A 23,048-nucleotide genomic window follows, 5' to 3' on the forward strand; every position below is an offset into this window, starting at 1 on the left:
ACAAGAGGGGGTGCGGGCCGAATCGTCGTCGAGTGCCCGCCAGCGAGCCGACTAGGCTGGCCCGCGTGATCGACCTCAAGCTGCTCCGTGAGAACCCCGACCGCGTGCGCGCCTCGCAGCGCGCCAGGGGCGAGGACGAGTCCGTCGTCGACGCCGTCCTCGCCGCCGAGGGGAAGCAGCGGTCCAGCCTCACCGCGTTCGAGCAGCTGCGCGCCGAGCAGAAGGCCATGGGCAAGCAGGTCGCGCAGGCGCAGGGCGACGAGAAGCAGGCCCTGCTCGCGCGCACCAAGGAGATCGCCGCCCAGGTCAAGGCCAACCAGGCCGCTGCCGACGAGGCCGCGACCGAGCTCGCGACCCTCACCCGAACGATCGGCAACGTCATCGAGGACGGCGTCCCGGTCGGTGGCGAGGACGACTACGTCGTGCTCGAGGAGGTCGGCACCCCGCGCGACTTCGCGGCCGAGGGCTTCGAGCCCAAGGACCACCTGGCCCTCATGGAGGGTCTCGACGCGCTCGACATGGAGCGCGGCGCCAAGGTGAGCGGCAGCCGCTTCTACTTCCTCAAGGGCGTGGGCGCCCGGCTCGAGATGGCGATGCTGAACCTCGCGATGCAGCGCGCCATCGAGGCCGGCTTCGTCCCGATGATCACGCCCACGCTCGTCAAGACCGAGGTCATGGCCGGTGCCGGGTTCATCGACCACCACGCCGAGGAGGTCTACCGCCTCGAGGCCGACGACCTCTACCTCACCGGCACGAGCGAGGTCGCGCTCGCGGGCTACCACGCCGACGAGATCCTCGACCTGTCCAAGGGCCCGGTCCGCTACGCCGGCCAGTCGACCTGCTACCGCCGCGAGGCCGGGAGCTACGGCAAGGACACCCGCGGCATCATCCGCGTGCACCAGTTCAACAAGATCGAGATGTTCGTCTACTGCCGCCCCGAGGACGCCGCCGCCGAGCACCAGCGCCTCCTGCAGTGGGAGCGCGACATGCTCGACCTCATGGAGCTGCCCTACCGCGTCATCGACACCGCAGCCGGCGACCTCGGTGGCCCGGCGGCGCGCAAGTTCGACTGCGAGGCCTGGGTCCCGACCCAGGGCCGCCACCGCGAGCTGACGTCGACGAGCAACTGCACGACCTTCCAGGCCCGCCGCCTCAAGACCCGCTACCGGGTCGAGGGTGGCGGCACCGAGGTCGCCGCCACCCTCAACGGGACGCTCGCCACGACGCGTTGGCTCGTCGCCATCCTGGAGAACCACCAGCAGGCCGACGGCTCCGTCGTCGTCCCTGAGGCACTGCGTCCGTTCATCGGGCTCGACGTCCTCACCCCTGCCTGAGGAGGTCGGGCACGGCCCGCGCTTCTCGAGGCCATGCTCAGGATGCGGTCGGCGACGCGCCCGGCGACAGTGGCGGATCCGCCACCATCGCGCAGGAGCGCCACCAGAGCGCGAGCGCGGTCCGGCTCGTGCACCCCGTGCGCACGAACGCGTCCTCGACGTGCTTGCGCACCGTGCGCTCGCTCAGCCCGAGGCGGGTCGCGACCTGGGCGTTCGTCAGCCCGCGCGCGACAAGGGCGCACACCTGCGCCTGCCGCGGCGTCAGCACGTCGCTGCGCTCGGGTGGCCCGGCAAGCGCGCGCAGCTCGGTCATCGCGGCGTGGAACTCCAGCGCCGACGCCAGCGCCCTCCGCACGAGCTCGACGACGGCAGCCTCCTCCTCGGTGAAGTCCTCGTGCTCGCGCCACAGCGACAGCAGCGTGAACGCCGCCGGGTCGGACTGCAGCGTCGCGGCGAGCTGGTAGCGGCTTCCGCGCGGCTCGAGCAGCAGCTCCCACAGCTCGAGCGCCTCGAGGTCGCGGACCGACATCGTGTCGGTGAGCCTCGCCGTGCGCAGCCCCCGGCCGGCGAGCGAGCGGGCGAAGGGGTGCGTCGGGATGAGCCGCATCCACCCTGCCTCCTCCTCGGCGGTGAGCGGTGGCGTGTGGAGCATCGTGATCGCGGGAGACGCCCTGCCGTCGAGGGGCACGGCCACGGAGGAGTTGAGGACGTCAGCGCCGACCGCCCGGTCGAGCAGGTGGAGCACGTCCGCAAGCACCGGCTCGCCCTGCGCAGCCGCGTGGGCGAGGTCCGTGGCACTGCGAGCCAGACGCGATGGCTCCATGGGACCTTGGATACCACCCGATCGGACCGGCCGCAGGCGGTTCGGACGAACCCGCTCCGCCCCACGGCGGATCCGCTCCCCGTGCCTCCGTCCCTAGGCTGACCCGTATGCCGTCCGCCCGCCGCTCGCTCTCGTCGGCCGTCGGCGACTTCTTCGCGGTCGACGACGACTGGGAGCGCCCTGCCCCACCCATCGGCCCGCTCGACTGGGCGGTGGGCATCGGCACCGCCCTCGTCGGCATCCTCCTGCTCGAGATGATGCGCAGCGTCGTCGAGATCGACGCCGGCGGCCAGCCGCACTGGGTCCAGTGGCTCGCCATCGTCTCCGGCGCGATGCTCCTCGTGTGGCGCCGCCGTCACCCCGTCGCCGTCGGCGGCGCCGCTGCGGTGCACATGTTCGCCGTCGGGGTGACGATGCCCCAGGTCATGGGCCAGCTCGCGCTCCAGACGGTCTACTTCGTCGCGATCTATGCCGCGGTCGCGTGGAGCCGGCACCGGCGGTCGGCCCTGCTCGTCGTCGCCGGCATCACGGTCTTCATGCTGCTCTGGGTCGGGTGGCAGCTCGCGCTCGGCGGTGGCATCGACGAGCTCACCGAGGACGCACGGGCCGAGGGGACGGACGGGTGGTTCAGCCCGGCCGTCGGTGCCGTCGTCACGTCGATGGCGGTCAATGTCTTCTACTTCGTCGGCGCGATCCTCGTCGGCCAGGTAGCGTGGCGCAGCGCCCGGCAGCGGGCCCGGCTCGAGGAGCAGGCAGACACGATCGCCGCCCAGTCCGACTCGCTCCAGCGCCGGGCGATCGTCGACGAGCGGCTCCGCATCGCTCGCGAGCTCCACGACGTCGTCGGCCACCACGTCGCCGTCATCGGCATCCAGGCCGGCGCCGCCCGCCGGGTGCTCGACAAGCGACCCGAGGACGCGGCGACGGCCCTCACCCGGATCGAGTCGAGCTCGCGCGACGCCGTGACCCAGATGCGCAACCTGCTCGGCACGCTGCGCGACCTCGAGGACTCACCGCTCGACCCTCAGCACTCGTCGACCTCAGCCTCCGCGGCGGCCGGACCAGCCGTCCACCCCGTCGCCTCCTCGTCCGCTTCCGGCGACGACGGACGCCACCGGCGCAGTCCCGAGCCAACGCTCGCCGACCTGCCCGACCTCGTCGCCGCACGCGACCACGCGACGCTGCGGACGGCATACCGGCTCGTCGAGACGCACGACGGCGCCCACGCCACGGTGCCGCCCCAGGTGGGGCTCACCCTCTATCGGGTCACGCAGGAGGCGCTGGCCAACGTCACGCGGCACTCGACCGCGACGACGGCCGACGTCGTGACCCGCGTCGTCGACGACGGTTCCGGACCGGCCTATGCCGAGGTCGAGATCGTCGACAACGGCCGCCCTCGGGTCGGCACGTCGGGGTCCGGGCTCGGCCAGCTCGGGATGCGTGAGCGCGCCGCCTCGCACCACGGCACGGTCGAGATCGGACCGCGTCCGCTGGGTGGCTACCGTGTCAGGGTGCGAGTTCCACTGGGGGAGAGCGATGTCCGAGCCTGAGACGCCGACGCCGAACCCATCGAGGCCCATCCGGGTGCTCATCGTCGACGACCAGCACCTCGTCCGCTCCGGCTTCACGATGATGCTCTCGGTCGAGGACGACATCGAGGTCGTCGGCGACGTCGCGAACGGCGAGCTCGCCGTCGCCGCCGCGCGCGAGCTGCGGCCCGACGTCATCCTCATGGACGTCCAGATGCCCGTCATGGACGGCATCGAGGCGACCCGCGTCGTCGTGGGAGCCGACCTCGGCCGGGTCGTCATCCTCACGACGTTCGACCGCGACGACTACCTCTTCGACGCGCTCCGGGCCGGCGCGAGCGGGTTCCTCCTCAAGAACGCCGAGCCCGAACAGCTCGTCGACGCCGTGCGGTCGGTCGCCGGAGGCCACGCCCTCCTCGCCCCGGAGGTGACGACCCGGGTCATCGCCGCGATGGTCACCCAGGGCGGCGCGACGACACCCGCCACCGCGACCTCCCACGTCGGCTCGGCCGAGCAGCTCGACCGGCTCACCGAGCGCGAGCGTGAGGTGCTCGTCCTCATGGCGCAGGGCAAGAGCAACGGCGAGATCGCCCGCGAGCTCTTCCTCGGTGAGGCGACGGTCAAGACGCACGTCTCGAACTGCCTCGCCAAGCTGCACCTGCGCGACAGGGTGCAGGCCGTCGTCTTCGCCTACGAGGTCGGCCTCATCCGCCCGGCGGAGACACGGACTCACCCACGGGGCTGATCCGCCGGACCCCACGCCCTCCCTAGCGTGGAGGGCATGGCACAGATCGAGGTCATCGGACTGACCCGCTCCTTCGGCGAGCTCCGCGCGGTCGACGACGTGAGTTTCACCGTCCCCGGCGGGATCCTCACCGGCTTCGTCGGCGGCAACGGCGCGGGCAAGACGACGACGATGCGGCTCATCATGGGGCTGCTTGCGGCCCACGGGGGAGAGGTCCGCTGGGGTGACGAGCCGATGACGACGCAGGTCCGACGACGCATCGGCTACATGCCCGAGGAGCGCGGTCTCTATCCCAAGCAGAAGGTCCTCGACCAGCTCGTCTACCTCGGCGAGCTCTCGGGGATGACGGCCGCCGACGCCAAGGCCTCCGTCCTCGAGCACCTCGACCGGTTCGGACTGCGCGAGCGGGCGAGTGAGCGCGTCGAGAAGCTCTCGCTCGGCAACCAGCAGCGGGTCCAGATCATCGCCGCGCTCATGACGACGCCGGACGCGCTCATCCTCGACGAGCCGTTCTCCGGTCTCGACCCGTCCGCCGTCGACTCGATGGCCGACCTCCTGCGCGAGCACGCCTCACGCGGCATCCCGGTGCTCTTCAGCTCGCACCAGCTCGACCTCGTCGAGCGCCTCTGCGACCGACTCGTCGTCCTCGCGCACGGACGGGTCGTCGCGACCGGCACCGTCGAGGAGCTGCGCGGTCGCGGGCCCGAGCTCTACCGGCTCACCCTCGGAGGTGACGCGGGCTGGGTGAGGGACGTGGACGGCATACACGTCCATGACGTCGACGGGTCCACGGCGCTCGTCGAGCCCGACGATGACAGCGCTCGGCAGGCGCTCCTGCGGGCCGCCCTCGAGCGCGGTGACGTCGTCGACTTCGCCCGACAGGTGCCCGCCCTGTCCGACATCTACCGGGAGGTGACGGCATGACCGCCGCTCCGTGGACCACCGTCGCGCGACGCGAGATCGTCACCAAGCTCACCGACCGCACGTTCCTGCTCAGCACCTTCGGGCTCGTCGTCATCATCGCCGGCGTCCTCGGCGTCCAGGCCTGGCTCGGCTCGCGAACGACGGAGTATGCCGTCGTCACGAGTTCCGCTGCGGCACACCGGATGGCCGAGAAGGTCGAGACGGTCGCCGAGGCCTCGGGCGACAACCTGCAGGTCACCCTCCAGGCCGCCGCCGGCGACGGTGTCGCGAAGGCGGCCATCGAGGACGGCACCGCCGACGTGTGGCTGCGCGAGGACGGCGACGGGTGGGTCCTCACCGGCCGGGAGGACGTCGCGGCCGAGCTGCGCAGCGCCGCCACCACCGCGATCCGCGACGCGACGCTCGACGCCAACGCCGAGGCAGCCGGCACGACTGTCGACGCCCTCACCCGTGGATCGGAGGTGCGGACGAGCGTCCTCGACGGCGACGCCGACCGGGCCGGCGTCGCCAAGGCGGTCGGCTTCGCCCTCGCGATGCTCTTCTACCTCGCCTCCTTCACCTTCGGGCTCGCGCTCGCCAACAGCGTCGTCGAGGAGAAGGCCAGCCGGATCGTCGAGATCATCACGACGAAGATCGCCGTCCGCCAGCTCCTCGCCGGCAAGGTCGCCGGCAACCTCGTCCTCGCCTTCGCCCAGATGGCGCTCTTCGTCGCCGTCGGGCTCGTCGGGCTGACCTTCACCGACTACGACCGGTTCCTGCCTGCGATCTCCGGTGCCGTGGGCTGGTTCGTCGTCTTCTTCGTCGTCGGGTTCGGGCTGCTCGCGTGCCTCTGGGCCGTCGCCGGAGCGCTGGCGACCCGCACCGAGGACGTGCAGACGACATCGACGCCGCTGACGATGCTCACGCTCGGTGTCTTCTTCGCAGCCCTGCTCACCACGGGCACGACGAAGGTGGTGCTCTCGTTCGTCCCGCCCTTCTCGGCGATCCTCATGCCGATGCGCGTGCTCGAGGGGACGGCGTCGTGGTGGCACGCGCTCGTCGCTCTCGCCATCCTCGTCGGCGCCGCGGCGCTCGTCGTCCGAGCGGCGGCCCGGCTCTACCAGCGCTCGCTGCTCCAGACACAGGGGCGGCTCACCGTGCGGCAGGCGTGGTCGACGCCCGAGTGAGCGGACGGCATACAGGAAATCTTGCGTCCGGCACGGTGACGGCCTGGGCACCACAGTTGCGGACGCAAACGGGCGCGGTCGCCGTTGCGTCCGGCACGGTGACGGCAGAGCCACCAGAAGTGCGGACGCAAGCGATCGGCAGACGGGATTTGACAAGGTAAGGCTTGCCTAAATTAGGTTGCCTTACTGACCTTGTCGCCGCGCTCCTCGGGTGCGGCCCGAACCCAGAAGGCTCCATGCTGACACGTCGCTCCCTCGTCGCGGCCGCCGCCTCCGGCGTCGTCGCCCTCGCCCTCACCGCCTGCTCCACCGGACCGACGAGCGAGGCCGCGGCCGACCCGGCGACCTCGTCGTCGTCGGCGGTCGACAAGGACGCCTTCCCGACGACGGTGAAGCACGCCTTCGGTGAGACGACGATCAGCGCCGAGCCCAAGCGCGTCGCCACGGTCGGCTGGAACGACGCCGACGTCGTCGTCTCGCTCGGTGTCATCCCCGTCGGAGCCACGAAGATCACGTGGGGCGGCAACGCCAACGGCTCGACCGACTGGTTCGACGCGGCCGTGACCAAGCTCGACGCCGACGCCCAGATCGCCCGCTACGACGACACCGCCGGCATCCCGGTCGAGGAGATCGCGGCGGCCAAGCCCGACCTCATCCTCGGCGTGAACTCCGGCATCACCAAGGAGGACTACGACAAGCTCTCCAAGATCGCGCCGACCGTCGCCTACCCCGGGCAGGCGTGGGGCACGTCGTGGGAGCAGAGCGTCGAGCTCGTCGGGCAGGCCCTCGGCCGCACCGAGCTGGCCACTAAGGTCGCCGCCGACACCAACAAGGCGATCGACGACGCCATCGCGAAGTACCCCCAGATCAAGCGCAAGTCGGCCGCATGGGCCTGGTTCACCCCGACCGACCTGTCCGTCGTCAGCCTCTACACGAGCCAGGACCTGCGCCCGCAGATCCTGCGCCGGTTCGGCATGGTCGACGCCCCGACCGTCGCCGCGCTGAGCAAGGGCAACACGCAGTTCAGCGCCAACCTCTCGGCCGAGAAGTCCTCGACCCTCGCCGCCGACGCGCTCATCTTCTACGTCGAGAAGCCCGAGGAGGTCGACACCCTCAAGAAGCACCCGCTCCTCGGCCAGATCCCCGCGCTCAAGACCAACCACTACGTCGCGAGCGCCGACAACGCCGTCGCCCTGACGATGTCCTCCCCCTCGCCGCTCTCGATGCCGGTGGCGCTCGAGAAGTTCCTCCCCAAGATCGCCTCGGCGGTGGACGGAACCCCGGCCCAGTGACCGTCCGGGCGACGACGGTGTCCCGTATGCCGTTCCGCGCCGAGCGTGGGACTCCCACCTCGACTGCTCCGTCCCGGCTCCTCGCGGAGTCGGGGCGGGGCGCCCGCGTCCCCGTGGGCGTCGTCGTCGCCGGGGGCGCGGTCGCGGTGGCACTCGCCGTCGCGTTCTCGCTCCTCGTCGGCACCCAGTCGGTCTCGCCCGGCCGGATCCTCGAAGCCCTCACCGGTGGCGTCGTCTCCGACGAGGTGCGCGGCATCGTCGACTCGCGCCTCGACCGCACGCTCATCGGGCTCGTCGTCGGTGCGGCCGTCGGTGTCTGCGGCGTCGTCCTCCAGGGCCTCACCCGCAACCCGCTCGCGGAGCCCGGAATCCTCGGCATCAACTCCGGCGCCGCGCTCGCCGTCGTCGCCGGCATCAAGGTCTTCGCGATCTCGAGTGTGGGTGGCTACGTCTGGTTCGCGCTGCTCGGTGCGGTCGTCACCGCCGTCGTCGTCCAGCTGCTCGCTCTCCTCGCCCCGGTGCGCGCACAGCCGGTGACGATGGCCCTCGCGGGTGCCGCGGTCATGGCCACCTCGACCAGTCTTGTCGGGGCGATCCTCGTCTCGGACCAGGGCGCGCTCGACGTCTTCCGCTTCTGGCAGGTCGGCTCGGTCGCGGGGCGTGAGGCGTCGATCGTCCTCGACGTCGCGCCCTTCCTCGTCGTCGGCTTCGCCCTCGCCCTCTCGTCCGGCTCGGTGCTCAACACCGTCGCCCTCGGCGACGACCTGGCCCGCGGCCTCGGCCAGCGCGTCCTGCTGCACCGCCTGCTCGCTGCGACCGGCGCGATCCTCCTCGCCGCCTCCGCCACGGCGTTGGCCGGACCGATCGCCTTCGTCGGCCTCGTCGTCCCGCACGTCGTGCGCGCCGTCGTCGGCCCGGACCACCGCCGGATCCTGCTCGGCACCCTCTTCGCCGGACCCGTGCTCGTCGTCGTCGCCGACACCCTCGGCCGGGTCGTCGCCGCACCGAGCGAGGTCCAGGCCGGGATCGTCTGCGCGGTCGTCGGCGCGCCCTTCCTCGTCGCCCTCGTCCGACGGATGAACGTCACATGAACACCCCGGTGAGAACCCGACCCCAGCTCGTCGAGAGGAGAGAACACGCCGCGGGAAGCACAGCATACGCGGCGGGTTCTCTCCTCTCGACCGGTGGCACCGGCGCGCCGGACACCGGCACGATCACTGCGCTGCGCGCTGCGCGTCGCCGGGTCCACCGCCGTCGCCGGGTCCTCCTCGCCGCCCTCACCCTGCTCGTCGTCGGTCTCTTCCTCGCCCGAGCGCTCCTCGGTGACTACCGCATCTCGTTCGTGGACGGCATACGGATGGTCTCCGGGACGACGATCCCGGGCGCGTCCTTCATCTTCATGGAGTCGACGCTGCCGCGGGCCTGCATGGCCGTCCTCGCCGGCGCGGCATTCGCGTCGGCCGGCGCGGCGTTCCAGTCGATGCTGCGCAACCCGCTGGCGAGCCCCGACGTGCTCGGCATCAACCTCGGCGCGAGCGCCTCGGCCGTCTTCGCGGTCGTCCTCCTCGGCTGGTCGGGCACACCGGTCGCCGTCGTCGCGTTCGCCGGCGCGGTCGCGGTCGCGGCGGCGATCCACGGATTCGCCGGCCGGGGCGGGGCAGCGACCGGGCGGATGATCCTCGTCGGGGTCGGGCTCGCCGCCGTGCTCAGCTCGGTCGTCCACTGGGTGCTGCTGCGCGCCGACATCTACCGCGCGCAGGACGCCCTCGTCTGGCTCACCGGCAGCCTCGGCACGGTCTCGTGGGACGAGGTCGCGCGGCTCGGGGTCGTCGTCGCGGTGGGCCTGCCGCTGCTCACGTTCGCGACGCGCCAGCTCGGCGTGCTCGGGCTCGGCGACGACCTCGCGACGGGCCTGGGCGTGCGCGCCCCGCGCCTGCGGCTCGCGGTCACGGCGCTCGTCGTCCTGCTCACCGCCTCCGCGACGGCGGTGTGCGGGCCGATCGCCTTCGTCGGCTTCCTCAGCGGGCCGATCGCGCGCCGCCTCACCGGCGGCCGCACCTCGGTGCCCGCGGCCGCGCTCGTCGGCGCGGCGATGGTCCTCGCGGCCGACTACCTCAGTGCGTATGCCGTGCCCGGCACCGCCTTCCCCGTCGGCGTCGTCACCGGTCTCGCCGGCGCCCCCGTCCTCGTGTGGCTGCTCGTGGCCGGCCGCCGGTCCATCTCCGAGAAATGAGTGACGTCATGTCGTCAGTCCTCTGTGCCGAGTCGCTGAGCCTCGCCTACGACAAGCGCGTCGTCGTCGACGGCCTCGACCTCGCCGTCCCGACCGGGCGCGTCACCGCCGTCGTCGGACCCAACGGCTGCGGCAAGTCGACCCTCCTGCGCGGTCTGTCGCGGCTGCTGTCACCGCACGAAGGACGCGTGCTCCTCGACGGTCAGGCCATCGGCGAGCTGTCGACCAAGGAGGTCGCCCGGCGCCTCGGCCTCCTGCCGCAGCAGCCGATCGTCCCCGAGGGGATCACGGTCGCCGAGCTCGTCGAGCGCGGCCGCCACCCCCACCACGGGCTCTTCCGGCAGTGGTCGCGCGAGGACGAGGCGGTCGTCGCCGCCGCCCTCGAGATGACCGAGCTCGTCGAGCTCGCGGGCGTGCCCGTCGACAGCCTCTCCGGCGGTCAGCGCCAGCGGGCCTGGATCGCGATGGCCCTGGCCCAGCGGACCCCGGTGCTCCTCCTCGACGAGCCGACGTCGTTCCTCGACATCGCGCACCAGATCGACGTCCTCGAGCTCGTCCGCGACCTCAACGCCCGCGAAGGCACGACCGTCGTCATGGTGCTGCACGACCTCGCCATGGCCGCGCGCTACGCCGACCACCTCGTCGCCATGAGCGGCGGCGCCATCGTCGCCGAGGGCGCGCCCGCCGACATCGTCACCCCGGACGTCGTCGAGTCCGTCTTCGGGATCGCGGCCTCCGTCGTCGCCGACCCGACGACCGGCGACCCCGTCGTCATCCCCCACCGCAGGAAGCGAGAGACCGCATGACCGTGCTCGACAAGGTCGCAATGAAGGCCGCGACCGCCTACGCCCGCCTCACGATGGCCACGCCGGTCTACCGCGAGGGCGACTCGCAGTTCGAGATGACCGTCGCGGCGGTGAGCGACCTCGGCGGGGGCATGCGCCGGATCACCTTCGCCGCCGACGAGCTCGGGGAGTTCCGCCGGGTCGGTGCCGACGAGTACTTCGGGCTGCTCATGCCCCGCCCCGGCGCCGCGCTGACGATGCCCGACGCCGACCGTGAGAACGTCCGTGCGGCCATCGCCGACATGCCGGAGTCCGAGCGACCGAACCTGCGCTGGTACACCATCCGCGCCCACCACGCCGTCAACCGCACCATCGACGTCGACGTCGTCACCCACGGCGACTCCGGCCCGGGGTCCGCGTGGGCCTGCGCGGCGCAGCCCGGCGACCGGGTCGGCTTCCGCTCCGGTGGTGCCCTCTTCCGCGGCCACGAGTGCGACGGTGCGATGGTCCTCGTCGCCGACGAGACCGCCGTCCCCGCCCTGGCGGCGATTCTCGACGCGCACCCGGAGTGCCTGTCCCGCGCCACGATCCACGTCGAGGTGGCCGACCAAGCCGTGCTCACGGCATACGGCTTCGGCGGAGCCGACGTGCAGGTCCACGTGCGCACCGACGGCGTGCCGGGGTCGGCCGTCCTCCCCGCGCTGCGCGAGCTGCCGTCGACGGACCTCGCCTACGCGTGGATCTGCGGCGAGTCGGGCATGGTCACCGAGGGCCGGCGCCAGCTCGTCAAGCAGGCCGGCGTCGACCGCCGCAAGGTCCTCTTCTCGGGCTACTGGAAGCTGGGGCAGGAGCGTGGCTGACGCAGCCGCTGGGTAGGTTGCGGGCATGACGGTCACTCCCCACCTCGTCGCGCTCGACGTCGACGGGACGACGATCACCCACGCCGGCGAGATGTCGCCGGTCGTCCGCGACGCCGTGCGGGCCGTGGCCGACGCCGGTCACCACGTCACCATCGCCACCGGTCGCTCGATCGTCGCGACCACCCCGATCCTGCGCGAGCTCTCGCTCGAGACCGGATATGCCGTGTGCTCCAACGGGGCGGTCACGCTGCGGCTCGACCCCGCACTGCAGCAGGGCTACGAGGTGATCGAGGCGGTGACGTTCGACCCGGCGCCCGCGCTCAACCTGCTGCGCTCGGAGCGGCCCGACGCCGTCGTCGCCGTCGAGGACCTCGGGGTCGGTTTCAAGGTGAGCGCGCCCTTCCCCGACGGCGAGCTGCAGGGCGACATCACCGTCGTGCCGTGGGAGGAGCTCGTCGCCGAGCCCGTCACCCGTGTCACCTTCCGCGACCCCAACGGCACGGCCGAGGACTTCATGGGCCTCGCCGAGCGGATCGGCCTGCACGGGGTCAACTACGCCGTCGGGTTCACCGCGTGGCTCGACATCAACCCTGAGGGCGTGAGCAAGGGATCGGCGCTCGAGATCGTCCGCCGTCACCTCGGCGTCGAGCCGGCCTTCACGGTCGCCGTGGGGGACCAGCGCAACGACCTCGAGATGCTCCAGTGGGCCGCCCGCGGGGTGGCGATGGGCAACGCTCCCGACGAGGTCAAGGCGGTCGCCGACGAGACCACCCTCGACGTGGACGACGACGGGCTCGTTCCCGTGCTCCAATCTCTCCTGTGACGAACTCAGCGAAGCAGACCGCCTCCAAGGTCGGGGACCACGCCGTCGTCGAGACCGGGGCCCGCCTCGGCTTCGTCGTGAGCGGCGTCATCCACCTCCTCATCGCCTGGATCGCCCTCAAGGTGGCCTGGGGGCTCGGCGGCGGCTCGGCCGACAAGTCGGGAGCCCTCCAGACCGTCGCGAGCGGGTCGACCGGGCCGTTCCTGCTCTGGCTGGCCGTCATCGGCTTCGTGTTCCTCGCGCTCTGGCAGCTCACCGAGGCGGTCGTCGGCCGGCACGGCGCCGAGGCGTCCGACCGGGCCAAGGCCGTCGGCAAGGCCGTCCTCTACGCGTTCTTCGCGTACTCGGCGTTCTCCGTGTCCAAGGGCGCGGGCACGTCCGACGAGCAGAAGACCGACGAGGCCACCGCCGGCCTGCTCTCGAACCCCGGCGGCCGCATACTCGTCGGGCTCGTCGCCGTCGCCATCCTCGCCACGGCCGGCTACCACCTGTGGAAGGGCTGGACCAAGGGCTTCGTCGAGGAGCTCGAGCGCCACCCCGGGAGCTGGGCGGTCCGGACCGGGCAGGTCGGCTACGTCGCCAAGGGCGTCGCGCTCGCCGTCGTCGGGATCCTCTTCGCTTCCGCCGCCGTGTCGTCGCGCGCGGCCGAGGCGGGCGGGCTCGACGCCGCGCTCAAGACGCTGCGCGACCAGCCGTTCGGTCCCTTCCTGCTCACCGTCGTCGCCCTCGGGTTCGCCGCCGCCGGCGCCTGGAGCTTCGTCAAGGCGAGGCACGCCAAGCTCTGAACGGTGGTGTCCCGCTTCGCCGCTCGCGCTCAGCCGTTGTCGAGGACCACTTCGTAGAAGCACGCGTCGGCCTCGTCGCGTCGACGGGTGAACCCCGCTCGCTCCAGGGTCCTCTGCGAGGCGATGTTGGCCCGGTCGGTGTCGGCGACGACGCGGTCGAGGCCGTGTGCCGTCGCCACCTCGACGAGGGCGGTCGCTGCCTCGGCGGCGTAGCCGTTGCCCCGCGCCGACGGGGCGAGGCCGTAGCCGATCTCGACGCTCCCGTCCTCCGGCTGCCCCTTGAAGCCGATCCCTCCGATGGCGAGTCCGTCGGACGACCGGGTGATCCGGTAGAAGCCGAACGGCCGCTGCTCCCCGTGGTCCGCGGTCCGCCGGAGATAGGCGGTGACGGACATGACGTCACCAGCCGTGGGGAAGTCCGGTGCCCAGAGGTCGTCGTCACCAACGCTGCGCGCGGTGATGCGTTGGCCCTCCGCGACGTCGACGGGGTGGAGGACGAGCCGGGGCGTGCGCAGGTCGGTCACGGGGCAAGCCAAGCGACCAACACGCTCCGACGCAAACGAGATTGCGAGGGGTCGGTCGGGCGACCGGGCGCACCGGGCCGGGTCCGCTCCCGACGCCCACCGACCGGCAGGATGGGCCACATGCCCAAGGCCCCGCTGCCCGCCCACGTCGCCGAGCTCTTCGCCCGGCCCAACCCCGCCGTCGTCGCCGTGCTCCGGCCGAAGGGCGACCCCATGTCGGTCGCCACGTGGTACCTCGTCGAGGACGACGGCACGGTGCTCCTCAACATGGACGCCGGACGCGCGCGCCTCGACTGGATGCGCGAGCGCCCCCAGGTCGCCCTCACCGCGCTCAAGGAGGGGGAGTGGTACACCCACGTGAGCATCCGCGGCCGCGTCGTGCGCTGGGACGACGACCCGGAGCGCGGTCTCGCCGACATCGACCGGCTCTCGGTCCACTACACCGGCAGGCCCTACCGCGTGCGCGACCGACCGCGCGTCAGCTGCTGGGTCGAGGTCGAGCACTGGCACGGCTGGGGCCAGGCCAAGGCCGACTGACGTCACGGGCGTTCCCGTCGCCCACAATGACCCGTATGCCGTCCCGTCCCGACCTCGAGATCACCTCACCGGCGAACCCGCGCCTCAAGCAGCTCGTGGCGCTGCGCCGACGCCGGGCCCGTGACGAGGCCGGGGTCACCGTCGTCGAGGGCTTCGAGGAGCTCGGTCTCGCCCTCGACGCCGGCGTCCGGCCGCGCACCCTCTTCTATGCGCCCGAGCTCATGCTCGACGCGGACGAGCAGCTGCGGCTCGTCGACGACGTCCGAGCCTCGGGCGTCGAGACGGTCAGGGTGTCTCGGGCCGCGTTCGAGAAGGTCGCCTACCGCGAGGGGCCCGACGGCTTCCTCGCGCTCGTGCCTGCGGTCCGGGCCGGGCTCGCCGACCTCGACCTGCCTGCCGAGCCGCTGCTCCTCGTCTGCGAGGGGCTCGAGAAGCCGGGCAACCTCGGCGCCATGCTGCGCACGGCGGACGCAGCCGGGGTCGACGCGGTCATCGCCGTCGACCCCGTGACCGACTGGGGCAACCCCAACGTCGTGCGCGGCTCCAAGGGCACGGTCTTCTCCGTCCCGGTCGCCAGCGCGACGCTCGACGCGACGCTGGGCTGGTTGCGGGCGCACGGCATACGCCTCGTCGCGACCACCCCCGACACCGAGACGCTGCACACCGACGCCGACCTCACGGGCGCGGTCGCGATCGCCGTGGGGACCGAGAAGTTCGGCCTCACCGACGAGGCCCTGCGGGCCGCGGACGTGCGCGTGCGCATCCCCATGCACGGCAGCGTCAACTCGCTCAACGCCTCCGCTGCGGGCGCGATCGTCGTCTACGAGGCGGTCCGCCAGCGCGGATCCTGACCTCCGGGCGTCCCTGCTGCCGGGCGTGAGGGTCGGGGGTGACTAGCCCCTGTGTCAAGACCACCCTCCGAGATGTGCCAACATGATCGACATGCGAGTCGACCATGTTGTCTATGCCGCAGAGAACGACGGGGCACGAGCGACGGCCGAGCGGCTGGCCGCCCAGCTCGGCGTCCAGGCCGTCGACGGGGGGGTCCACCCGCGCTTCGGGACGCGCAACGTCATCCTGCCGCTCATGGGTGACCGCTACCTCGAGGTCGTCGAGGTGCTCGACCACCCCGCGTCCGACAAGGCCCCGTTCGGCCAGGTCGTGCGCGCCCGCTCCGAGTCCGGCGGTGGCTGGCTCGGCTGGGTGCTCGCGGTCGACGACATCAGCAAGCAGGAGGAGCGCCTCGGCCGCGAGGCCGTCGTCGGCAGCCGGCACCGCCCCGACGGCGTCGAGCTGCGCTGGAAGCAGCTCGGCATCAAGGGGCTGCAGTCCGACCCGCAGCTGCCGTTCTTCGTCGAGTGGGACGCCGACGTGCCCCACCCCTCCGGCGTCGGCGAGACCTCGGTCGCGCTCAAGTCGCTCGAGATCGCCGGTGACCCCGACCGCGTGCGCGACTGGGTCGGCGTCGACAAGGACTACGTGCCCGAGGGCATCGACTTCGACTTCGTCTCGCCCAAGGGCAACCCGGGCATCATGTCGGTGACCTTCGAGACCCCGAACGGTCCCGTCACCCTCTGAGCCCCAGCAGTCGAGAGTAGACAGAACCCCGCCCGAGGGCTCCTCGGGCGGGGTTCTGTCTACTTTCGACTGCTCCTGAGGGGCGTATGCCGGCCGCTCAGCCGAGGTGGTCGACGAGGGCCGGCGCGATGCCGACGTAGGTCGCCGGCGTCATCGCCGCGAGGCGCTCCTCGACCTCGGGGGGCAGGCCGAGCCCGCGGACGAACTCGACGAGCTCGGGCTGGCCGATGCGGCGGCCGCGGGTCAGCTCCTTGAGGCGCTCGTAGGGCTCCTCCATGCCGGGCACGCCCTGGGCGCCGAGGGCCCGCATCGCCGACTGGATCGGCTCACCGAGCACCTCCCAGTTGGCGTCGAGGTCGGCCGCCATGGCGGAGGGGACGGCGTCGAGGCCGGCGAGGCCGCGGGTCGCGTTGTCGAGCGCGAGCAGCGAGTGCCCGAGGGCGACGCCGATGTTGCGCTGCATCGAGGAGTCGGTGAGGTCGCGCTGGAGGCGGGACTGCACGAGCGTCGAGGCAAGGACGTCGAGGAGGGCGTTGCTCACCTCGAGGTTGGCCTCGGCGTTCTCGAAGCGGATCGGGTTGACCTTGTGCGGCATCGTGGACGAGCCGACGGTGCCCTGGCCGCGGACCTGGGCGAAGTAGCCCATGGAGATGTAGGTCCAGACGTCGGTGCACATGTTGTGCAGCACCCGGTTGAAGCGGGCGACGTCGGCATAGAGCTCGGCCTGCCAGTCGTGGCTCTCGATCTGGGTCGTCAGCGGGTTCCAGGTGAGGCCGAGGCCCTCGACGAAGCTCTCGCTGATGTCCTCCCAGTCGGCCCCGGGGACGGCGGCGAGGTGGGCGCCGTAGGTGCCGGTGGCGCCGTTGAGCTTGCCGAGGAACTCCGCGTCCTCGATGCGCCGGAGCTGGCGCTGGAGGCGCCACGCGAGGACGGCGAGCTCCTTGCCGAGGGTCGACGGCGTGGCCGGCTGGCCGTGCGTGTGCGAGAGGAGCGGCACGTCGCGCAGGTCCGAGGCCATCGTCGACAGCGCCTCGACGAGCGCGGCGGCGCGCGGCAGCCAGACGTCCTCGATGGCGCCCTGCACCATGAGCGCGTAGGAGAGGTTGTTGATGTCCTCGCTCGTGCAGCAGAAGTGGATGAGCTCGGCGAGTCCCCTGTCCTCCTCGGCCGGGGCGATCTCGGCGAGGCGCTTCTTGAGGAAGTACTCGACCGCCTTGACGTCGTGCTGGGTGACCTTCTCGGTCGCGGCCATCTCGCCGATCTCGTCGACTCCGAAGTCCTCGACGACGCGGCGCAGGGCCACCTTCTCGTCGTCGGTGAGCTGGCGCACCCCCGGCACGACCTGACGGTCGGTGAGGTGGATGAGCCACTCGACCTCGACGTGGATCCGCTGCCGGTTGAGGGCCGGCTCGGAGAGGTGGTCGACGAGCGGCGCCACGGCTCCGCGGTAGCGACCGTCGAGGGCGCCGAGCGCGATGGGGGGAGTGACGTCAGCGAGGGAGGCCATGGTGCTCATCCTCCCAGAGGGCGCGCGGCGCCAGCCCCGCCGGTCGGCTCGGCGGTCAGCGAGCCTTGCCCGCGGTCATGGGGGCAGGCAGGGTGAGGACATGACTCGAGTGGTGGCCGACATCTCCGTCTCCGTCGACGGCTTCGTCACCGGGCCGGGAGCCGGGCCGGACAACGGCTTCGGTGACGGCGCGGAGGGCCTGCATGCCTGGGTGTTCTCGGACGACGAGGTCGACCGGGCCGTGCTCGAGGAGGCGACGTCCGCGACCGGCGCGGTCGTCATGGGGAGGAAGCTCTTCGACGTCATCGACGGGCCCTACGGCTGGAGTGACGAGGTGGGCTACGGCGCGCGGCATGCGGCGAAGCCGCCCTTCTTCGTCGTCACGAGCTCGGAGCCCGAGTCGGTGCGGCTCGCGGTCTCCCACGACTTCACCTTCGTCCTCGACGGACCCGCCGCCGCCGTCGCGCAGGCGCGCGCGGTCGCCGGCGACAAGGACGTCTACGTCATGGGCGGTGGGGAGGTCGTCCGAGGCTGCCTCGACGCCGGCGTCGTCGACCAGCTGTCGCTGCACATCTCACCGCTCGTCCTCGGCGACGGCAGCCCGCTCTTCGACGGCACGACCGCGCGCCGGCTCACCCAGCGTGACGTGCGGGTGTCGCCGCACGCGGTCCACGTCATCTGGGACGTCGAGGACTGAGCCGACCGACCGAGCGCGCCGGACCCGTCAGCGCCAGGCGAGCCAGAGCAGGACGAGCGGCAGCGCGACGACCGCGACGGCATACACGTACATCACGACCACCGTCGGCGCCGGCAGCGCGTCCTCGGCGAGGAGCCGCATCCGGGTCGCGGTCGTGCCGTCGCCCCCGGCGCCGAGGCCCGCCTCGGGCGCCTGGCCCTGGGCGAGGGTCATGAGCGCTCGCGCCGTCGTCACCGGCCCCGACGTGCGCACGGCGGCGCGGTCGGCGAGCGCCTCGACAAGCAGGCGCACCTCGCGCAGGGCCGCGGGCGAGCGCACGGGTTCGGGGACGGAGTGGTGCAGGACGGTGAACCACTCGAGCAGCAGGTCGTGCCGCCCGCGCAGGTGTGCGCGTTCGTGGGCGAGGACCGCGGCGAGCTCGTCGTCGGGCAGCGCCGCGAGTGCCCCCTCGGTGAGGACGACCCGCGAACGGCGCCCGGGAAGGCAGTAGGCCGTCGGGGTCGTGTGGTCGAGAACGCGTATGCCGTCCTCCCGCCCCTCGCCTGCGGGCGCGCCGAGGACGTCGACGAGGTCGCGGTGGCGGGCGCGCGCAGCGCGCAGCCGGGTGCCGATGCGGTGACCCGAGAGCAGCAGGCGCCCGAGCACCGCGAGGGTCACCGCACCGGCAAGGGCGACGACGATCCACCGCTGCGCCCGGAACCACGCGAGCGTCATCGTGCAGTCACCGACGCAGGCCAACCAGCCCACCTCGCCGAGCGCGGGCACGGCCGCGGGTGCCGCGAGCAGGGCTGCGAGCACGCCGGCGAGTGACACGGCCTGCCATGCGACGAGGGCGGCGCGCGGCGCCCGGCGGAAGCTGCCGAGCCGGGCCATGAGCCGAGGCGCGACCCCCGAGAGCAGGACCGCGAGGGCGGCCAGGAGGAGGGCATACACCGGGGAGCCCGGTCAGCCGCGTCGCTGCTCGACCTCGGAGAGCGCGGCCCGCAGGTCGTCGAGCTCCTCCGAGGTGGCTCCGTCGAGGAAGTGCAGCAGCGCCGCGCGCCGGTCGGTGACGTCGCCGAGCGAGGCCCGCATCGTCTCGGCGGTGAGCGACTCGCGCGTGCCGGCCGGGAGGTAGCGCCAGGCTCGCCCGTCGCGCTCGCGGGTGACGAGACCCTTCTTGGACAGTCGGTCGAGGACGGTCATGACGGTCGTGTAGGCGAGGTCTCGCTCGCCGGGAAGCCCTTCGAGCACCTCGCGCACGCTCGAACCCTCGGGCCGGGTCGTCGTCGAGTCCCAGAGCTGCTCCATGACGGAGCGCTCGAGGTCGCCGAGCCGGGGGGCGGGGGAGGTGGGAGGCACGTCGGGGTCCTAGCGGGAGGGCGTGAGGTCGAGGATCTCGTCGAGGGCGTCGAGACCCTCGTCGCGGTGACTGACGACCACCACGGTACGCCCTGCGAGCGCGGCGCCGACATCGCTCATGACCGCCACGGCGGTGGGGTGGTCGAGGTGGGCGACGGGCTCGTCGAGGAGGACGACCGGGCGCTGCGACAGCACGGCGCGGGCGAGAGCGAGCCGCGCCCGTTCGCCACCGGAGATGCCCCGCCCACCGGCACCAAGACGGGTCTCCAGCCCGTCGGGCAGGTCGTCGAGCCACGACCCCAGCCCGGCGCTCGTGATGGCGGCGACGAGGTCCTCGTCGCTTGCGTCCGGGCGGGCCAGGAGGAGGTTGGCGCGCAGGTCGGCGGCGAAGACGTGCGGCTTGTCGTCGACGACGGCGACGAGGTCGCGCACCGCGTCGAGGTCGAGGTCGGTGGCGTCCAGGCCGTCGACGAGGAACCGCCCCGACTGCGGGTCGAGGGCGCGGGCGAGGACGGCGAGGGTCGTCGACTTGCCCGACCCGTTGGACCCAACGATGCCGACTCGACGCCCCGGCGGCAGGTCGAGGTCGACGCCGCGCACGTCCTCGCATCCGTCGACCCAGCCGGCACCCATCCCCTCGAGCCGCAGGTGCGGGCTGGTCGACACCGGACGGCCGGTGCCCGTGGCGGCGACGGCGGGCGCCTGGTCGAGGAGGGCGTGGACACGCCGTTCGCTCTGCTCGGCCCGGGCCTGCGCGCGCACGGCGTCCGCGAGGGGAAGGAGCGCGTCGGCGAGGGCCGCGGGAACGACGACGAGCAGCGCCATGACGCCGGGCGAGACGTCCGCGTCGAGGGCGACCCGCGCCATGGCGAGCGTCGCGAGGCCGGTGAGCGCGAGGACCCCGCCGGTGACGAGCGCACGGCCGCGGCTCTGCCGGCGCAACGCGGACCCGAGGTCGTCGTGGGCGCGGTCCAGCCGGGCGAGGACGTCGCCCTCGGCGCCGATCGCCCGGAGCTCGGCCGTATGCCGTGCCACGAGCTCCGCGGCCCGGCCCACCTCCGCGCGCGCCGCCCCGAGGCTCTCCTGGGCCGAGCGCTCGAGGCCGAGACCCGCCCGTGCGACGACGGCGACGAGCCCGACCCAGACGAGGACGACGAGGGCGGCGGCGGGATCGAGCAGTCCGGTGAGGAGGGTCGTGAACGCAGCGGCGACGAGCGCGGAGAGCAGGGGCACCCGCACCCGCACGTGCGCCTCGACGACGTCGGTGAGGTCGTCGACGACCCCCGTGAGGACGGCACTGCGCGAGCGGCGGCCGAGGCGAGCCGGCGTCAGCGGGATGAGACCGGCATACACGCTCGTCCTCGCCTCGGCGAGGTCGCCGAGGGCGGTGTCGTGCGAGCGCAGCCGTTCGAGGTGGCGGAAGAACGGCCGGGCCATGCCGAAGGCGCGCACACCGACGATCGCGGTGAGGAGGGTCAGGATGACGGGCCGCTCGGAGGCGCGCACGATGAGCCAGCCCGAGGTCGCGGTGAGCGCGACGCCGGAGGTGAGCGCGAGACCGCCCCACAGTCCCGCGAGCCGCCCGCTCATGCCGGCACCGCCTCGAGCGTCGCTGCGGTGAGGTGGACGTGCTCGTCGGCGACCACGACGAGGTCCGCCGAGTGGGTCACCGCGACGACGCAGCGCTCACGGGCGAGCTCGCGGACGACGTCGCGCACGGTCGCCGCGGACGGTGCGTCGAGGTGGGCGGTCGGCTCGTCAAGGAGGACGACCGGCGCGGCCGAGAGCAGGGCGCGGGCGAGGGCGAGCCGGGTGCGCTGGCCCGCCGAGAGCCCGAAGCCGTCGTCGCCGAGCGCGGTGCCGAGCCCGTCCGGCAGGCCGGCGACGAACGTCCCCAGGCCCACGCGGTCGAGCGCCGACCAGAGCTCCGCGTCGGACGGCGGCGTCGCCGAGCCCAGCCGCAGGGCCTCGGCGATGCTGCCGTCGGGCAGGAACGGCCGCTGGGTGACGTAGTGCACCGGGCCGCCGAGCAGCACCCGCCCGGCCGTCGGCACCCGCAGCCCGGCGACGAGATCGAGCAGCGTCGACTTGCCCACGCCGGAGGTGCCGGTGACGACGGTGAGGCCGGGCCCGGCCTCGAGCGACACCGAGTCGAGGACCAGCCGCTCCGACCCCGGGTACGCATACCCCACCCCCTCGACCCCGACTGATTGCCCGGATGGGACACGGGGGAGGGCCTTCGGCCCGAGCGCCGATGTCGCATCCGGGCAATCAGTCGCACCCGCCAGCTCGGTGAGGATGGCGTCGACGGCGGTGGCGCCGTCGGCGGCGGCGTGGAACTCGGCGCCCACCCGACGGATCGGCCAGTAGGCCTCGGGCGCGAGCAGGATGGCGAGCAGCCCGGCCTCGAGCGTCATCGACCCGTGGGTGAGCCGCAGCCCGACCGTGACGGCGACGATCGCGACCGAGATCGACGCGAGCAGCTCCAGCGCCGACGAGCTGAGGAAGGCCACCCGCAGCGTGCGCATCGTCGCGGTCCGGTGCTGCGCCGACACGGCGCCGACGACCTCGACCTGGCGGCGGGCCCGACCGTACGAGACGAGCGTCGGCAGCCCGCGCATGACGTCGCCGAAGTGGCCGGCCAGCTGCTCGAGCGCCCGCCACCGGCTCCTCGTGTCGTCCTCGGTCTCGCGCCCGATGAGCGCGGCGAAGAGCGGCAGCAGCGGCAGGGTGAGCACGACGACGAGCGCGCTCAGCGGGTCGACGAGCACGAGCGCACCGACGGCGAGGAACGGCACGACGACCCCGGCGACGAGCGCGGGGAGGAAGCGGGCGGCATACGGCTCGACGGCGCTCGCGCCCTGCACGGCGAGGGTCGAGGCGCGCTCGGGGTCCGGTCGCGACTCCGCAGGGGCGGCGAGCCAGCGTGCGAGCAGCCGCCGGCGCAGGCCCGAGCTCACCCGGTGCGACGCGCTGGCGCCCACCCGGTCGACGAGCGCGGCGAGCACGGCCCTCGCTGCGAAGGCGCCCACGACCCAGACCCCACTGCGCTGCCAGTCGCCGCCGGACACGACGTCGACGACGAGCCGGGCGAGCGCGAACGCCAGCCCGATCGCGGCCACGCCCTGCAGCGCGGCGACGACCGTGAGCGCGGCGACCGGGCGCCGCAGCTCTGGTGCCGCGCGCAGCAGCCGTGGGTCGAAGGGCCTCATCGCGTATGCCGTCCGCTCACTTCACGAGGACCGGCTCGGCCATGTGCTCGACCGACAGCCGGCGACGGAAGACCCAGTAGGTCCAGGCCGTGTAGAGCAGGACGATCGGCACGAAGAGGAGGGCCGCGACGGTCATGATCTGGAGCGTCATCGTCGTGCTCGCTGCATTCTCGATGGTGAGGGAGGCGCCGCCCGGCAGCGTCGTCGGGAGGACCGCCGGGTGCAGCGCGACGAAGTAGGCCGCCGCGGCCGCCGCCCAGGTGAGCGCCGTCCCCGCGAACGCGGCGCCCTCGCGCCCCGCGGCATTCGCGACGAGCGCGCCGACGAGCGCGACCGCGGCCACGGCCGAGAGG

General features: G+C 72.8%; 24 protein-coding genes. 16 read left to right on the forward strand and 8 right to left on the reverse strand.

The genetic code is table 11. The features are described 5' to 3' along the window. Positions 1-65: 65 nt before the first annotated feature. A complete protein-coding gene (gene serS, locus N798_RS03410) occupies positions 66-1,334 on the forward strand; it encodes a serine--tRNA ligase (RefSeq protein ID WP_035946305.1) in 1,269 nt (422 codons plus the stop codon). 37 nt (positions 1,335-1,371) lie between these two features. On the opposite strand, the gene N798_RS03415 is transcribed toward serS, so the two are convergent. Continuing rightward, positions 1,372-2,157 carry a helix-turn-helix transcriptional regulator gene (locus N798_RS03415; RefSeq protein ID WP_035946306.1) on the reverse strand — a complete coding sequence of 262 codons (786 nt, stop codon included), beginning with the start codon at positions 2,155-2,157 and terminating at the stop codon, positions 1,372-1,374. A gap of 107 nt (positions 2,158-2,264) precedes the next feature. On the opposite strand from N798_RS03415, the gene N798_RS03420 reads away from it, so the two are divergent. The 11 genes from N798_RS03420 to N798_RS03470 all read left to right on the forward strand — a co-directional run bounded on the left by N798_RS03420 (position 2,265) and on the right by N798_RS03470 (position 13,299). Next, a complete protein-coding gene (locus N798_RS03420) occupies positions 2,265-3,707 on the forward strand; it encodes a sensor histidine kinase (protein ID WP_035946308.1) in 1,443 nt (480 codons plus the stop codon). After that, complete coding sequence (locus tag N798_RS03425) at positions 3,694-4,431, forward strand: response regulator (protein ID WP_035946309.1); 738 nt, start codon at positions 3,694-3,696, stop codon at positions 4,429-4,431. Before N798_RS03420 ends, N798_RS03425 begins: the two co-directional genes overlap by 14 nt. Positions 4,432-4,467: 36 nt before the next feature. Next, positions 4,468-5,355 carry an ABC transporter ATP-binding protein gene (locus tag N798_RS03430; RefSeq protein WP_035946310.1) on the forward strand — a complete coding sequence of 296 codons (888 nt, stop codon included), beginning with the start codon at positions 4,468-4,470 and terminating at the stop codon, positions 5,353-5,355. Beyond that, the gene (locus N798_RS03435; protein ID WP_035946311.1) at positions 5,352-6,521 is read left to right on the forward strand and encodes an ABC transporter permease; all 1,170 of its coding nucleotides are present in this window, start codon (positions 5,352-5,354) and stop codon (positions 6,519-6,521) included. The genes N798_RS03430 and N798_RS03435 overlap by 4 nt, the downstream gene beginning before the upstream one ends. 236 nt (positions 6,522-6,757) lie before the next feature. Then, positions 6,758-7,813 (forward strand): iron-siderophore ABC transporter substrate-binding protein, encoded by a 1,056-nt coding sequence (locus tag N798_RS03440; RefSeq protein ID WP_035946312.1) that lies wholly within the window; start codon positions 6,758-6,760, stop codon positions 7,811-7,813. A gap of 26 nt (positions 7,814-7,839) precedes the next feature. Next, positions 7,840-8,904: a FecCD family ABC transporter permease gene (locus tag N798_RS03445; RefSeq protein ID WP_084100057.1), complete on the forward strand. Its 1,065-nt coding sequence runs from the start codon at positions 7,840-7,842 to the stop codon at positions 8,902-8,904. Further along, complete coding sequence (locus N798_RS03450; RefSeq protein ID WP_084100059.1) at positions 8,901-10,046, forward strand: FecCD family ABC transporter permease; 1,146 nt, start codon at positions 8,901-8,903, stop codon at positions 10,044-10,046. Before N798_RS03445 ends, N798_RS03450 begins: the two co-directional genes overlap by 4 nt. An 8-nt stretch (positions 10,047-10,054) precedes the next feature. Further along, positions 10,055-10,852, forward strand: coding sequence for an ABC transporter ATP-binding protein (locus N798_RS03455; RefSeq protein WP_035946313.1), 798 nt, complete (start codon positions 10,055-10,057; stop codon positions 10,850-10,852). Further along, entirely contained in the window at positions 10,849-11,691 is an 843-nt protein-coding gene (locus tag N798_RS03460) for a siderophore-interacting protein (protein ID WP_035946315.1), read from the forward strand. Before N798_RS03455 ends, N798_RS03460 begins: the two co-directional genes overlap by 4 nt. Before the next feature lie 25 nt (positions 11,692-11,716). Continuing rightward, complete coding sequence (locus N798_RS03465; protein WP_035946316.1) at positions 11,717-12,514, forward strand: HAD family hydrolase; 798 nt, start codon at positions 11,717-11,719, stop codon at positions 12,512-12,514. After that, positions 12,511-13,299 (forward strand): DUF1206 domain-containing protein, encoded by a 789-nt coding sequence (locus N798_RS03470; RefSeq protein WP_035946317.1) that lies wholly within the window; start codon positions 12,511-12,513, stop codon positions 13,297-13,299. Before N798_RS03465 ends, N798_RS03470 begins: the two co-directional genes overlap by 4 nt. 29 nt (positions 13,300-13,328) lie before the next feature. On the opposite strand, the gene N798_RS03475 is transcribed toward N798_RS03470, so the two are convergent. Next, a complete protein-coding gene (locus N798_RS03475; protein WP_035946318.1) occupies positions 13,329-13,823 on the reverse strand; it encodes a GNAT family N-acetyltransferase in 495 nt (164 codons plus the stop codon). A 120-nt stretch (positions 13,824-13,943) separates the two neighbouring features. Here N798_RS03475 and N798_RS03480 point away from each other — a divergent pair, with 120 nt between their 5' ends. The 3 genes from N798_RS03480 to N798_RS03490 all read left to right on the forward strand — a co-directional run bounded on the left by N798_RS03480 (position 13,944) and on the right by N798_RS03490 (position 15,938). Continuing rightward, entirely contained in the window at positions 13,944-14,360 is a 417-nt protein-coding gene (locus N798_RS03480) for a pyridoxamine 5'-phosphate oxidase family protein (protein ID WP_035946320.1), read from the forward strand. A gap of 35 nt (positions 14,361-14,395) precedes the next feature. Then, positions 14,396-15,211: a TrmH family RNA methyltransferase gene (locus tag N798_RS03485; protein ID WP_035946321.1), complete on the forward strand. Its 816-nt coding sequence runs from the start codon at positions 14,396-14,398 to the stop codon at positions 15,209-15,211. Positions 15,212-15,302: 91 nt separating this feature from the next. Then, entirely contained in the window at positions 15,303-15,938 is a 636-nt protein-coding gene (locus N798_RS03490; RefSeq protein WP_035946332.1) for a VOC family protein, read from the forward strand. A gap of 97 nt (positions 15,939-16,035) precedes the next feature. Here the strand turns inward: N798_RS03490 and purB are convergent, their stop codons facing one another. Beyond that, the gene (purB, locus tag N798_RS03495; RefSeq protein ID WP_035946322.1) at positions 16,036-17,445 is read right to left on the reverse strand and encodes an adenylosuccinate lyase; all 1,410 of its coding nucleotides are present in this window, start codon (positions 17,443-17,445) and stop codon (positions 16,036-16,038) included. A gap of 100 nt (positions 17,446-17,545) precedes the next feature. Here purB and N798_RS03500 point away from each other — a divergent pair, with 100 nt between their 5' ends. After that, positions 17,546-18,142: a dihydrofolate reductase family protein gene (locus tag N798_RS03500; RefSeq protein ID WP_035946324.1), complete on the forward strand. Its 597-nt coding sequence runs from the start codon at positions 17,546-17,548 to the stop codon at positions 18,140-18,142. Positions 18,143-18,169: 27 nt separating this feature from the next. Here the strand turns inward: N798_RS03500 and N798_RS03505 are convergent, their stop codons facing one another. The 5 genes from N798_RS03505 to N798_RS03525 form a co-directional block, all read right to left on the reverse strand. Next, a complete protein-coding gene (locus tag N798_RS03505) occupies positions 18,170-19,075 on the reverse strand; it encodes a M56 family metallopeptidase (protein WP_035946326.1) in 906 nt (301 codons plus the stop codon). A 12-nt stretch (positions 19,076-19,087) separates the two neighbouring features. Next, positions 19,088-19,483, reverse strand: a complete 396-nt coding sequence (locus N798_RS03510) for a BlaI/MecI/CopY family transcriptional regulator (RefSeq protein ID WP_084100061.1) — start codon at positions 19,481-19,483, stop codon at positions 19,088-19,090. A gap of 9 nt (positions 19,484-19,492) precedes the next feature. Next, a complete protein-coding gene (gene cydC, locus N798_RS03515; RefSeq protein ID WP_035946327.1) occupies positions 19,493-21,073 on the reverse strand; it encodes a thiol reductant ABC exporter subunit CydC in 1,581 nt (526 codons plus the stop codon). Further along, positions 21,070-22,695: a thiol reductant ABC exporter subunit CydD gene (cydD, locus tag N798_RS03520; RefSeq protein ID WP_035946328.1), complete on the reverse strand. Its 1,626-nt coding sequence runs from the start codon at positions 22,693-22,695 to the stop codon at positions 21,070-21,072. Before cydD ends, cydC begins: the two co-directional genes overlap by 4 nt. Positions 22,696-22,711: 16 nt before the next feature. Further along, the coding region (locus tag N798_RS03525; RefSeq protein WP_198030702.1) for a cytochrome d ubiquinol oxidase subunit II at positions 22,712-23,048 on the reverse strand (337 nt) is incomplete at its 5' end.

The organism is Knoellia flava TL1, assembly GCF_000768675.1.
Classification (GTDB): Bacteria; Actinomycetota; Actinomycetes; order Actinomycetales; family Dermatophilaceae; genus Knoellia; species Knoellia flava.